General features: G+C 57.1%; 11 protein-coding genes and 1 pseudogene. 5 read left to right on the top strand and 7 right to left on the bottom strand.

The annotated features are described in order from the left end of the window. The 3 genes and pseudogenes from ACEQWH_RS13070 to ACEQWH_RS13060 all read right to left on the bottom strand — a co-directional run. Positions 1–316 (bottom strand): annotated as a pseudogene (locus ACEQWH_RS13070) (ABC transporter substrate-binding protein); the annotation flags it as partial. Beyond that, positions 286–1,662 (bottom strand): sensor histidine kinase, encoded by a 1,377-nt coding sequence (locus tag ACEQWH_RS13065; RefSeq protein ID WP_370231554.1) that lies wholly within the window; start codon positions 1,660–1,662, stop codon positions 286–288. The pseudogene ACEQWH_RS13070 and the gene ACEQWH_RS13065, both read right to left, overlap by 31 nt. After that, complete coding sequence (locus tag ACEQWH_RS13060; protein ID WP_370231552.1) at positions 1,659–2,324, bottom strand: response regulator transcription factor; 666 nt, start codon at positions 2,322–2,324, stop codon at positions 1,659–1,661. The genes ACEQWH_RS13065 and ACEQWH_RS13060 overlap by 4 nt, the downstream gene beginning before the upstream one ends. A gap of 108 nt (positions 2,325–2,432) precedes the next feature. Here ACEQWH_RS13060 and ACEQWH_RS13055 point away from each other — a divergent pair, with 108 nt between their 5' ends. From ACEQWH_RS13055 to ACEQWH_RS13035, 5 genes are all read left to right on the top strand, one after another. Further along, on the top strand, positions 2,433–3,416 hold the full coding sequence (locus ACEQWH_RS13055) for a tripartite tricarboxylate transporter substrate binding protein (RefSeq protein WP_370231550.1): 984 nt from the start codon (positions 2,433–2,435) through the stop codon (positions 3,414–3,416). 82 nt (positions 3,417–3,498) lie between these two features. Continuing rightward, entirely contained in the window at positions 3,499–3,981 is a 483-nt protein-coding gene (locus ACEQWH_RS13050; protein WP_370231548.1) for a tripartite tricarboxylate transporter TctB family protein, read from the top strand. A 3-nt stretch (positions 3,982–3,984) separates the two neighbouring features. Next, entirely contained in the window at positions 3,985–5,499 is a 1,515-nt protein-coding gene (locus ACEQWH_RS13045; protein ID WP_370231546.1) for a tripartite tricarboxylate transporter permease, read from the top strand. Then, entirely contained in the window at positions 5,489–6,676 is a 1,188-nt protein-coding gene (locus ACEQWH_RS13040; RefSeq protein ID WP_370231545.1) for a CaiB/BaiF CoA transferase family protein, read from the top strand. Before ACEQWH_RS13045 ends, ACEQWH_RS13040 begins: the two co-directional genes overlap by 11 nt. Then, entirely contained in the window at positions 6,673–7,437 is a 765-nt protein-coding gene (locus tag ACEQWH_RS13035; RefSeq protein ID WP_370231544.1) for a citryl-CoA lyase, read from the top strand. Before ACEQWH_RS13040 ends, ACEQWH_RS13035 begins: the two co-directional genes overlap by 4 nt. 12 nt (positions 7,438–7,449) lie before the next feature. Here ACEQWH_RS13035 and ACEQWH_RS13030 read toward each other — a convergent pair whose 3' ends face one another. From ACEQWH_RS13030 to ACEQWH_RS13015, 4 genes are all read right to left on the bottom strand, one after another. Then, positions 7,450–8,421, bottom strand: coding sequence for a Hint domain-containing protein (locus tag ACEQWH_RS13030; protein ID WP_370231543.1), 972 nt, complete (start codon positions 8,419–8,421; stop codon positions 7,450–7,452). 105 nt (positions 8,422–8,526) lie between these two features. Then, on the bottom strand, positions 8,527–8,913 hold the full coding sequence (locus ACEQWH_RS13025) for a carboxymuconolactone decarboxylase family protein (protein WP_370231542.1): 387 nt from the start codon (positions 8,911–8,913) through the stop codon (positions 8,527–8,529). An 11-nt stretch (positions 8,914–8,924) separates the two neighbouring features. After that, positions 8,925–10,013 carry an aromatic ring-hydroxylating dioxygenase subunit alpha gene (locus tag ACEQWH_RS13020; RefSeq protein WP_370231540.1) on the bottom strand — a complete coding sequence of 363 codons (1,089 nt, stop codon included), beginning with the start codon at positions 10,011–10,013 and terminating at the stop codon, positions 8,925–8,927. Next, positions 10,010–10,897 carry a MurR/RpiR family transcriptional regulator gene (locus ACEQWH_RS13015; protein WP_370231539.1) on the bottom strand — a complete coding sequence of 296 codons (888 nt, stop codon included), beginning with the start codon at positions 10,895–10,897 and terminating at the stop codon, positions 10,010–10,012. The genes ACEQWH_RS13020 and ACEQWH_RS13015 overlap by 4 nt, the downstream gene beginning before the upstream one ends. Positions 10,898–10,962 lie beyond the last annotated feature (65 nt).

Genomic DNA, 10,962 nt, shown 5'->3' with positions numbered 1-10,962 from the left:
GCGCAAGACCGTCGTTGGCCAGTTTCGTCTGCAAATCCATAGCGCTTGAGATCGCCAGATCAAACGACGTCTGTTCTTCCAGTAGTGCGGCCATCACGTCCGTCGAACTTGCCACCGTATAGTCCACCGCGACGTTTGGGTGATCCTCAAGATAAGACAGGATCATCGGTTCAAAGAAACTGATATCGGCGGTGGACAGAATCCGCAGAACATTGGCGGCGTTTGGATCGCCAAAGACGGCTTGGTCCTCGATGTCAAAGGCGTTGGATGCGCCCGCGCTTAGGGTTAGTGCAAAGGAAAGGACAAGGTTACGCATGCACCGCCTCCATCGTTATTGGAAAGTTGAATCGATCCACCATGCGCGCGCATGACTTCATCCACGATTGTCAGCCCCAGGCCAGATCCTACGACCCCGTCGGCATTTTCGCCCCGCGCATAGCGCTTTAGTAGGGTCTTGGTATCTGTGGTTTGAAATCCGGCGCCTGAGTCTGCGATCACAATTTTCGCCATACGCGCAGAGGTCGTCAAAGAGATCGCAACCTCGGTCTGGCCACTGGAATATTTGATCGCATTGTCCAGAATATTGTGCAGCGCACTTTGCAACAGAATGGCGTCGCCTCTAATTGTCGCGGGTTCGACACTTTGTATGACGACGCTGATATCTTTCAATTCAGACACAGGTTTTAGGCGGGCAACCACATCTGCAATCAGGTCGTGCAGGTCCACAGTTTCGTCCGCCAGATTGTCGGTGCGGAACGTGACCATCGCGTGATCCAGAAGTTGGCCCGCCGTACGCGAGCTTTCGTCGATGGCGCGGATCATTTCGCGCACGGATTTTCTGTTCTCTTCCTTTTCAACCCGTCGCAACGTGATCTCGGCCTGCGTGCGCACGATGGCCAATGGGGTTCGCACGCGGTGGGCGGCTTCGGCGATGAAATGTTCGGACTGCGACAGCGACTTTTGCAGGCGTCCCATCAACGAGTTCAGAGACACGACCAAAGGGGCCATTTCCTGCGGAACAGGTGCCGCCACCGGACGCAGATCAGCGGGGCCACGGCGCGACACGGATTCTGTCAGCCGGTGCAAAGGTCGGATCGTGCTTTGGGCGATCAGCATCGCGATCACCGCGGAGAATACGAAAAACCCGACACCAACCCCAAGGGAAATCCGAGACATGCGTGCAAGGGTCTGGTTCAAACCTGTCAGGGTCTGCGCGACCGAAACCTCTAGGAACGCCTGATTGCCCTCGATGGAATAGCTGCGCCGCGTTGAAGCGATGCGGACGTCCTGGCCCAGATAGCTCGCGGATTGGAAAATCGTGTCACGGCCCTCGAAATCTTGCGATCGCGGCAGCTTTTCATAGCCGGACAGAAAGTCGTCATTCAGGCGAATGGCATAAAAGGCGCGCTCATCCGTGACGCTGTCCAGCATCGACAGGGCCGAATAGGGCAGATCAATCGAGATTTCGCCCTGTTGCACGCGCGCGCTGTCCAGAATTGAAATGGCAGAGGCCGCCAGAATGTTGTCCTGACTCTCCTGCGCAATCTGCGATGCCACGGACTGGACAACCACATAAAGCAGCACACCGATGGCACCGGCGCTCAGCAACAGCATCGCGACAAGCCGCTGCCGGATCGAGCCTTTGATGTTTGGGCCCTTCATTCCTGTTCCAGCTTGTAGCCCAAGCCCCGCACGGTGGTGATCATAACGTTGGAGCCCACAAGGTGCCGCCTGAGCCGCCCGACGTAGACTTCGATAGCGTTTTCCGAGGCCTCTTCGTCATAAGAAAACAGGCGGTCCACCAGTTTGGATTTGGAAAAAATCTGGTTCGGCGCGTTGATGAAAATCTCAAAAAGCCGCAATTCGCGCGTGCGAAGTTGGGTCTCGTCTCCTTCGATTTTCAGCGTCCCCGCCAGAGAATCAAATTCCAGTTTCCCCATCGAAATCACATTGCGCGCCTCGCCCCCCTGACGCCTGAGAACGGCGCGACAGCGGGCTTCGAGCTCGGAAAAATCGATGGGTTTGACCATGTAGTCGTCGGCCCCAAGATCCAGCATTCCGACGCGGTCAGACACCTCGGAGCGGGCGGTCAGAACGATCACGGGCGTCAGCGATTTGCCTGCGCGGTGGCGGGACAGAAAGCTGCGGCCGTCACCGTCCGGCAGCATAATATCCAATAAAATCAGATCGTAATCGGTCGTCGCAGTGAATTCGAGCGCGGTGGCCAGATCCTCTGCATGATCGACAACATGGCCGTCCATTCCAAGACGGTCCATCACGGCCTTTGCCAAGGCGTCGTTGTCCTCAATCAGCAGGAACCGCATGCTCGTGATCGCACCTTTCTGTCGACTTGTCAGGTTTGTGTCAGTTTGAAGCCTCACCCATTGCGAACATGAGCGGCGCGTGCCGCAAATGTCAAATGGGAGGAAATTATGAGTAATTTTGCACTGGGCCGTCGCGCCTTCATCGCAGCTGTTGCGGCCTTGGGCCTTGCAGGGCCAGCCGCAGCCGGTGGCCATCAGGTTGTTGAGAGCATCCACTTTCTGATCCCCGGCGGTGCCGGTGGTGGCTGGGACGGCACAGCACGTGGCACGGGCGAAGCCCTGACCGGCGCTGGGCTGGTAGGGTCCGCGTCTTATGAAAACATGTCCGGCGGTGGTGGCGGTAAGGCCATCGGCTTTATGATCGAAAACGCAGACAGCCAGCACGGCACGCTGATGGTGAACTCTACACCTATCGTGATCCGCTCGCTGACCGGTGTGTTCCCGCATAACTTCCGCGATCTGACGCTGGTTGCAGGCACCATTGGTGATTATGCGGCGATCGTCGTGGACGCCAACAGTGACTTGAACAACATGGCGGATCTGGTTGCAGCCTATGACGCAGACCCAGCAGGCACTGCGATCGGCGGCGGTTCGGTTCCAGGCGGTATGGACCACCTTGTGGCGGCCATGGTGATGGAAGCAGCGGGCAAAGATGCTTTGAACGTGAAATACATCCCCTATGACGCAGGCGGCAAAGCCATGGCGGCGCTGCTGTCGGGCGAGATCAAGGCACTGTCCACAGGCTTCTCTGAGGCGGTTGCACTGGCACAAGCCGGCGAAGTCAAAATCATCGGTGTCACCGCGGACGAACGCGTTGCAGCGATGGACAGCGCGATGACCATGAAAGAGCAAGGCATCGATACGTCTTTCGTCAACTGGCGCGGTTTCTTCGCGGCACCTGGCCTGCCTGCGGACAAGCTGGCGATGTACCAGGACGCTCTGGAGAAAATGTATGAGACCGAGGAATGGGAAGCCGTGCGCGCACGCAATGGCTGGGTGAACATCCACAATTCCGGTGATGACTTCCAAGCGTTCCTCGAGAACCAGGAACAGGTGATCGGCGATCTCATGAAGAAGCTGGGCTTCCTGTAAGTCTGACATAATCGGCAAGTGAAATCTTGCCAAAGGATAGGCCGGGCGCTGGTTCGGCCTATCGATTTATAAGGGGGGAAACATGGCACTTGATCGTTGGGTTGCACTTGTTTTGTTAGGGATTTGTATGGCCTACGGCTATACCGCCTGGTTCACCATGGATGCGACATTGCCGCCAATTATGAAGCGGCTGGCGGTTTGGCCGTCCTCATTTCCAAAAGTTCTGTCCATTGTTGGTATCATTTTGTGTCTGATCGTCCTGAGCGGGATTGAAAAGGGCGAAGAAAAGATCGGCGACATCGATTATCGGCGGCTGGGGGATTACCACCTTGGACAAGCGCTGGCCCTCTTGGGGTTGATGGTGGCCTATGCGCTGCTGCTGCGCCCGGCCGGGTTCATCTTGGCCACAAGCGGGTTTTTGATCGGCGGCTCTGTTCTGTTGGGCGAGCGCCGCTGGATCACCATGATTGTCGTGGCGGGTATTGCCACCTTGGGTATCTGGTATCTGGTTCAGGAAGTTCTTGGGATTTTCCTGCGTCCGCTGCCGTTTTTCATGGGAGTGTAAACGATGCTTGAAGGAATTCTTTTAGGCCTGTCCACGGCCCTGTCTGTGCAGAACCTTCTTATGGTGATCGGCGGATGTCTGATCGGGACATTTATCGGCATGTTGCCCGGTCTTGGTCCGATGTCGATCATCGCAATCATGATCCCTGTCGCAATCACGATCGGTGATCCCTCAACCGCTTTGATCCTTTTGGCGGGTGTTTACTATGGCGCGATCTTTGGTGGGTCGACCTCGTCGATCCTGTTGAACGCGCCGGGCGTGGCGGGGACCGTTGCGACCAGTTTTGACGGCTATCCGATGGCGCGCAAAGGCAAGGCGGGGAAGGCCCTGACCATTGCTGCAATTGCGTCCTTTGCAGGCGGCACCATCGGGGCGCTGTTGTTGATGATCTTTGCGCCGATGCTGTCCACCGTCGCGTTGCTGTTTCACTCGGCCGAATACTTTGCCCTAATGATCGTAGGCCTTTCGGCCATCGCAGCCTTTGCTGGCACAGGGCAGGTGTCTAAGGCGTTGTTGATGACTGTCTTGGGTCTGATCATGGCGACCGTCGGTGAAACCGCACAGTTCAACGCACCGCGTTTCACGATGGGTTTGATGGATCTGCAATCTGGATTTGGGTTCATCACGCTTGCGATGGCGATGTTTGCCCTGCCCGAAGCGCTGTATCTGGTGCTTAACCCGTCCCGGTCTTCGCAAGGCAAAAGCGGCGAGATCAAAGACCTTCGGATCACCCGTGACGAAGCCAAAAAGATCACGCCTGTCATCGGGCGTCAGTCGATCCAAGGCTTTTTCATCGGTGTCTTGCCAGGCGCTGGCGCGACCATCGCGTCTTTCCTTGGCTATGCGGTCGAGCGCAATATTGCGAATGCCGATGAGCAGAAAGAGTTCGGTGACGGCTCTGTCAAAGGTCTGGCCGCACCAGAAACCGCCAACAACGCTGCCTGTACTGGGTCGTTTGTGCCCTTGCTGACGCTGGGCATTCCCGGATCTGGCACCACGGCGATTCTGTTGGGTGCTCTGATCGCGCTGAACGTGACGCCGGGGCCGCGACTGATGGTCGATGATCCTCAGATTTTCTGGTCGGTCATTATTTCGATGTACATCGGCAATGTGATCCTGCTGATCCTGAACCTGCCGCTGATCCCCTATATCGCCAAGGTTCTGGCCGTGCCGCGGAACTTCCTGATCCCCTTCATCCTCTTCTTTACGTTGATGGGGGCCTATATCGGGCAGAACAACTCGACCGAGCTGCTGATCCTTGTCGGCTTTGGGGTCTGTGCGACCATACTAAAGTTCGCAGATTATCCGCTGGCGCCGCTGTTGATCGGTTTCATCTTGGGCACGATGCTTGAGGACAACTTCGCGCGGTCGATGAACCTTTATGATGGCGCAAGCTTCATCTGGGATCGTCCGATGACGTTGGGCCTGTTGGTGATCTCGGTATTGCTGGTGGTCTTCCCAAGCTATCGCGCACGCCGCGCAAAGGCGCGTGCGGCTGGCATCGCAGATGGGGACTAAACCCCTCAACGGTGTTCGGGTTCTTGACCTGACCAACGTGCTTGCCGGCCCCTATTGTTGCTATCAACTGGCAATGATGGGGGCCGACGTCATTAAAGTCGAGCGCCCGGGCTCTGGTGATCTTGCCCGCGTGCTGGGTGCGGACACTGGCCGCAACCGAGACTATATGGGCATCAGTTTTCTGGCGCAGAACGCGGGAAAGAAATCTGTCACGCTGGACATGAAAGCCACCCGTGGGAAAGAGTTGCTTAAGAAACTCGTGCGCTCTGCTGACGTGTTGGTCGAGAATTTTCGCCCCGGCGTCATGGCGCGGCTGGGACTGGATTACGAGGTTCTAAAGGCGGTGAACCCCACCCTGATCTATTGCGCAATCTCGGGCTTTGGCCAGACGGGGCCGCGCCAAAGCGATCCGGCGTATGATCAAATCGTGCAAGGCGTTTCCGGGGTAATGTCGATCACTGGCGACATAGAGACCGCGCCCTACCGTGTGGGCTATCCGCTGGCTGATACAAACGGCGGCATGGCTGCGGCGATGGCGATCTGTGCGGCACTGAATGCCACGCCGCGAGGGGCTTTCTTGGACATCTCGATGACAGACTCGGTGATTTCGTCGATGGGATGGGTTGTCTCGAACTATCTGATCGGCGGCGTGACGCCTGCCGCGCATGGCAACGAGAACACAACTTCTGCCCCGTCCGGCACATTCGCGACCGCGGATCAGCCGATCAACATCGCCGCGAACAGAGACTCGCAATGGCAGTCCCTCGCGCGTCACATCAATCGCGAAGATCTCTTGAGCCATCCAGACTATCTGACCCGCGAAATGCGCAAGCGACATAGACATGCGTTGCGTGCCGAAATCGAAGCAGAATTGACCAAGCGCAGCGCCGCAGATTGGGTCAAAGAACTCAACGCGCTCGGCGTGCCCGCTGGCCCGGTTCTGACCGTGCCTCAAGTTCTGGAAGATCCGCAAATCGCGGGGCGCGGCATGATCGCCAAGGTACCTTTAGGGTCCGAGAGCATTTCTGTTGCGGCAAGTCCTGTTGTGGTGGACGGATCGCGCCCGACGCCCGCATCTGCGCCGCCGCGTCTGGGCGCAGACAATGCCGAGGTCTGGGCCGAGGTTGGACTGTCGCCCGAGGACATCCGCGCCTTGCGAGAGGAGGGCACAATATGAGTGGCGTGTCAGATTGGTGGCGTACATCGATCATCGATATGGAGCCCGGTCGCATCGCGCTGCGGGGCCAGCCTATCCAAGAGCTTATTGGCAATGTGAGCTTTCCTGAAATGATCTGGCTGATGCTGCGGACTGATCGGCCAACTGATGGGCAGGCGCGGCTGTTTGAGGCCGCGTTGGTCTCGGCTGTTGACCATGGACCGCAAGCGCCCTCGATTGCCACGGCGCGCATGGCTGTGACCTGTGGGTTGCCGCTGAACAACGCGATGGCCAGTGCAGTGAATATGCTGGGCGACGTGCACGGCGGTGCCGGAGAGCAGGCGGTTCAGATGTTTCATTTTCTGGACAGCGCGGAAGACCCCCTGCCTACCGCGCTTGACGCGTGGCGCGCGGCGCAGGGCAAGATTGTCCCAGGCTTTGGCCACAGGTTTCACACGCCGGTCGACCCGCGCGCGCCCAGACTGATGCAGCTTGTTGCCGACGCGGTAGAGTCAGGCAATTGTTCAGGCCGCTTTGCGGATATCGCGCAAAAGGTAGAAAATGAATTACTGTCCCAAAAGGGCAAACCTGTGCCCATGAATATCGATGGAGCAACGGCGGTGATTTATGCGGAGCTAGGATTTGCGCCCCCACTGGCGCGGGGGCTGTTTTGCCTGTCGCGATCGGTTGGAATCTTGGCCCATGCCTGGGAGCAAATGCAGCAGGGCGGCAGAAATAAAGGGCCGACACCGCCACAATATCGTTGGACCTACGACGGCTGAGACCCCCGGTGGCTATTTGCGGAAGGGGCGCCCTTTTTCAGCATGCGCGCCGATGATGGTTTTTTGCAGCGTTGGCGACGGAATATTGGCTCTGGGTTTTGGTGCACAGCGCGTAGCGCCAACACCAGCCAGCAACCACGTCAGCTCTTGGTGCGCGTCGGGATGGAGGTCGAGGTCCGCGTCATCCCCGTGCAACAGGCTCTCGGCCGGGGCGCCTTCGGCAAAGACGATCTCATGGTCGTCAAATCCCAAATGATAATAGGTCGTGGCCTGAATTTGCGTATCCAAAAAGATGCCCGGCAGGCGCGTCAGCTTGATTGCCGCTACCAAGGCGTCTTCTTGGCCGAACTTGTTTTTCGATATCTTGGATTTAGCCAGCATCCGGTGCTGACGTGACACCAGAAGATCGCGTTTGGGAAGTCCAAGACCCAAAGCGCCTGCGGTGATCCGAACCGGGCGCAGTTTCTCGTTGTTGCGAAGCTGCTTGGCCGTAAAGCGCCGCTGCAGCACATAGGCGATGGGTTTGTCGCTGCCGTCTTGGCAGGTGACCAAATCCCCCGCGCGCAGGTCTTGGACAGGGCGATCACCCAAGGGCGTGGCAATCAATGTGCCTGCGGTAAAACAGACCACATCGTCATAATCCCAGCCGACCGTGTGGCTTTGATAGGACCCAAGTGTGGCCCCGACGGAAAACTGTGATCCGGGTTCTGGAATGAAATGCCAGCCGCCGTCAGAGGTATAGAAAAAGTTGAAATCCTCGACATGCGAGTCACCGTTGGTGTCAGTGAACGAGACGGCGATCTTGTAAGGCTGGCTTGAGGTCGCATTGAACGAGCCGCCATCGATCTGTACCTGTTCATTGCTGTCGCCACCGCCCTGATAGGCTCCGTCATCGTCCGAAAACGTTGCCTGATAAGACGTGTTATATTGCGAGTTGTAATACGTCCCGGACCACCGGAAGGCTTCAACTGTATATGTTGGCATTGCTCAAACGGCCTGTACTCGTGCGCACTTTCAAAGCGCTTAATGTTGGCGGTTCACATCCGCAACGAAAGTTTAGCACGAGTTGGGCCGCAACGGGCAGAAAAATTAATCCTTTGTCTCTTCCAGAACTTTGCGTGCGGCTCTGAAACACTCCAGCGACTGAGGCACACCGCAATAGATCGCAATGACGTGGATGATTGCGCGAATTTCTTCTGGAGTAACGCCGTTGTTCAGCGCACCGCGGCAATGCAGTTCCCATTCGTGCATTTTGCCCAAGGCGCCGATCATGGCGAGGTTCATCATCGAGCGAGTTTTGGCGTCGATCACGTCGTCACCCCAACCAAACCCCCAGCACCACGCGGTCATGGCTTCTTGGAAAGGGCGGGTGAAATCATCCGCTGCATCCAGAGTGTTCTGAACATATTCGGCCCCAAGTGTGGCCTTGCGCTGTTCTACTCCCTTTAGAAAGAGATCTTCGTCAAACAAGCTCATTGGTATTTCCTTTAGTGAGTCACACCATCCACGGCTTCGCGCATCCAGCGCTGTAGGTGCATGATAGAGTGTTCCGAATTTACGCCGCAGCCGGGGTCTACGACCAGAGGGCCAGGAACATAGCCGCGAGATTTAAGACCACGTTGCACGGATTCAACAAGGTGAATGTCCTCTTCGACTGTTGTGTCCCGGTCCTGTTTGGCAAGGTCGTGGATGATCTTGGGGTCAAACCCCTCGGCAGCATACCACCCGCGCCAGACGACAACGTGGTCTGCGTCGATGGCCCGCCAGTGATAGGTGTTCAGAACGTTGCCGGGATAGACCTGAAAGCTGAACATCGGCCAGAGGAACCAGCTGGAATACTCTTCGGCATGGGCGCGGCTTTGGTCGATGTCATAGGTCATCTGATCCAGCGCCTGACATTCCGTTGTGTGCCTGAGACAATAGCCCTGAGGCTGGATGTCATAGGTTTCGGGTTTGACCACGCCTGTAGCAAAAGTCGGGTGGTTCAGAGAGCAATGATAGCACTCCGAGTAATTCTCGACCGAGACTTTCCAGTTGCAGTTCTCGGGGATTTCCACCCATTCGACCGGCTTAAGATCCGCATAATGCGGCACCCATTTTTCCAGCTCGGCGCGGGCATTGGGGAACCAGTCCTCCATTGGTTTGGCCTCTGGATCAAGGTTCACAAAGATGAACCCCAAAAACAGTTCGGTGCGCACTTCGGTCAGGCAGATCTTGGACTTATCAAAGCCCTCAACCGAATTGATATTGGGACCCGCCCGCAGGCCGCCGGTTAGTTCATAGGTCCATGCATGATAGGGGCAGACGACAACGCGCGTGGTGCCAGTGCCGCTGACCAGCTGGTGCGCCCGGTGCTGGCAGACGTTATAGAACGTGCGGATCACATCGTCGCGGCCCTTGATGCAAAACAGGCTTTCGCCTGCCATCTCAAAGGCAAAATAATCGCCTGCATTCTGAAGCTGGCTGGCGTGGCCTGCAAATTGCCACGTGCGGGCAAACAGGCCGTTCATTTCCAAATCGTAGACTTTCGGGTCCGTGTAGTAACGGGCCTCCAGTGATTTCAGCGGTTCACTCATGATGGCTCCTCCACATAAAGCCCCAGCGCATGGCGGCGGGCGTGAAAGCGGTCGACCCGATCAACGATTTCATCAGAGGCGACCGAAATGACAAAACTTAGCAGGGTTTCCAGAAAGGCGACGATGGCCACGGTTGACGGAAAGAACTGAGGGCTTTCGGCCCCGATGACAAACCCGTGGTCGGCGCCGCGAATGATGGGGCTGGCCGGGCTGTCGGAAATTGCGATGATCGTCATGCCCTGAGATTTTGCGATCTCGACCGCCTCGATCACTTCGCTGCGGTAGGGGCGGCATGTGATGGCGATCAAGACATCCGAGTCGCTGGCCCAGGCCAGATCATCTACGGCCGTCGAGCCGGGTCTGGGGATCGCGTGAAAATCACTCATTCCGGTGGAGGCCAGATACGTAAAGTTGCGCGCGATGGCGTTGTTGACGCCGACGCCAAGGGTGAACACCTGTTTGCTGTTCCAAATCGCTTCGGCTGCTGTTTTCAGATCTTGGGCCGAGATCGTCGCAAAGCTGTCTTCGATGTTGCGCAGCGTGGCTTCCATCATATCGGCATAAAGCCCACCCAAACCGCCGGACTTGCGGATGTCCTGCAGCCAGCGCGCCCGATCCGGAAAGCTGATCCCGCCTTTGCGGATCGCGTCGCGGAACGGTGCGCGGAAATCCTCATAGCCGTCATAGCCCATCTGGCGCGCCATGCGCACAAAGGTATTGGGCTTAACCTGCGCGGCCTCGGCGATTTCGCGCACGGTTGAAACCCCCACGTCCTGCGGGTTTTCAAGCACATACCGTGCTGCTTTCTGGGCCTCTGGCGTCAGGTCGTCCCAGTCGTCCGACAGGCGATCCAGAATCGATAAAGAAACATTTGTGCCATTCATAATTGACGATGGTATAAATGTTTGCTTAGGCTGTCGAGAGAAAACGCGACTCTCTACAGAGGAAT

Source organism: Cognatishimia sp., from assembly GCF_964229375.1.
In the GTDB taxonomy this organism is placed as follows: Bacteria; Pseudomonadota; Alphaproteobacteria; order Rhodobacterales; family Rhodobacteraceae; genus Cognatishimia.
Note: the sequence above shows the minus strand (reverse complement) of the source record. Positions and strands in the feature narration are given on the sequence as shown.

What these genes read in the sequence shown, in the direction of transcription:
- ACEQWH_RS13065 (WP_370231554.1), bottom strand. Translation starts at nt 1,662, where the DNA reads ATGAAGGGCCCAAACATCAAAGGCTCGATCCGGCAGCGGCTTGTCGCG.
- ACEQWH_RS13060 (WP_370231552.1), bottom strand. Translation starts at nt 2,324, where the DNA reads ATGCGGTTCCTGCTGATTGAGGACAACGACGCCTTGGCAAAGGCCGTG.
- ACEQWH_RS13055 (WP_370231550.1), top strand. Translation starts at nt 2,433, where the DNA reads ATGAGTAATTTTGCACTGGGCCGTCGCGCCTTCATCGCAGCTGTTGCG.
- ACEQWH_RS13050 (WP_370231548.1), top strand. Translation starts at nt 3,499, where the DNA reads ATGGCACTTGATCGTTGGGTTGCACTTGTTTTGTTAGGGATTTGTATG.
- ACEQWH_RS13045 (WP_370231546.1), top strand. Translation starts at nt 3,985, where the DNA reads ATGCTTGAAGGAATTCTTTTAGGCCTGTCCACGGCCCTGTCTGTGCAG.
- ACEQWH_RS13040 (WP_370231545.1), top strand. Translation starts at nt 5,489, where the DNA reads ATGGGGACTAAACCCCTCAACGGTGTTCGGGTTCTTGACCTGACCAAC.
- ACEQWH_RS13035 (WP_370231544.1), top strand. Translation starts at nt 6,673, where the DNA reads ATGAGTGGCGTGTCAGATTGGTGGCGTACATCGATCATCGATATGGAG.
- ACEQWH_RS13030 (WP_370231543.1), bottom strand. Translation starts at nt 8,421, where the DNA reads ATGCCAACATATACAGTTGAAGCCTTCCGGTGGTCCGGGACGTATTAC.
- ACEQWH_RS13025 (WP_370231542.1), bottom strand. Translation starts at nt 8,913, where the DNA reads ATGAGCTTGTTTGACGAAGATCTCTTTCTAAAGGGAGTAGAACAGCGC.
- ACEQWH_RS13020 (WP_370231540.1), bottom strand. Translation starts at nt 10,013, where the DNA reads ATGAGTGAACCGCTGAAATCACTGGAGGCCCGTTACTACACGGACCCG.
- ACEQWH_RS13015 (WP_370231539.1), bottom strand. Translation starts at nt 10,897, where the DNA reads ATGAATGGCACAAATGTTTCTTTATCGATTCTGGATCGCCTGTCGGAC.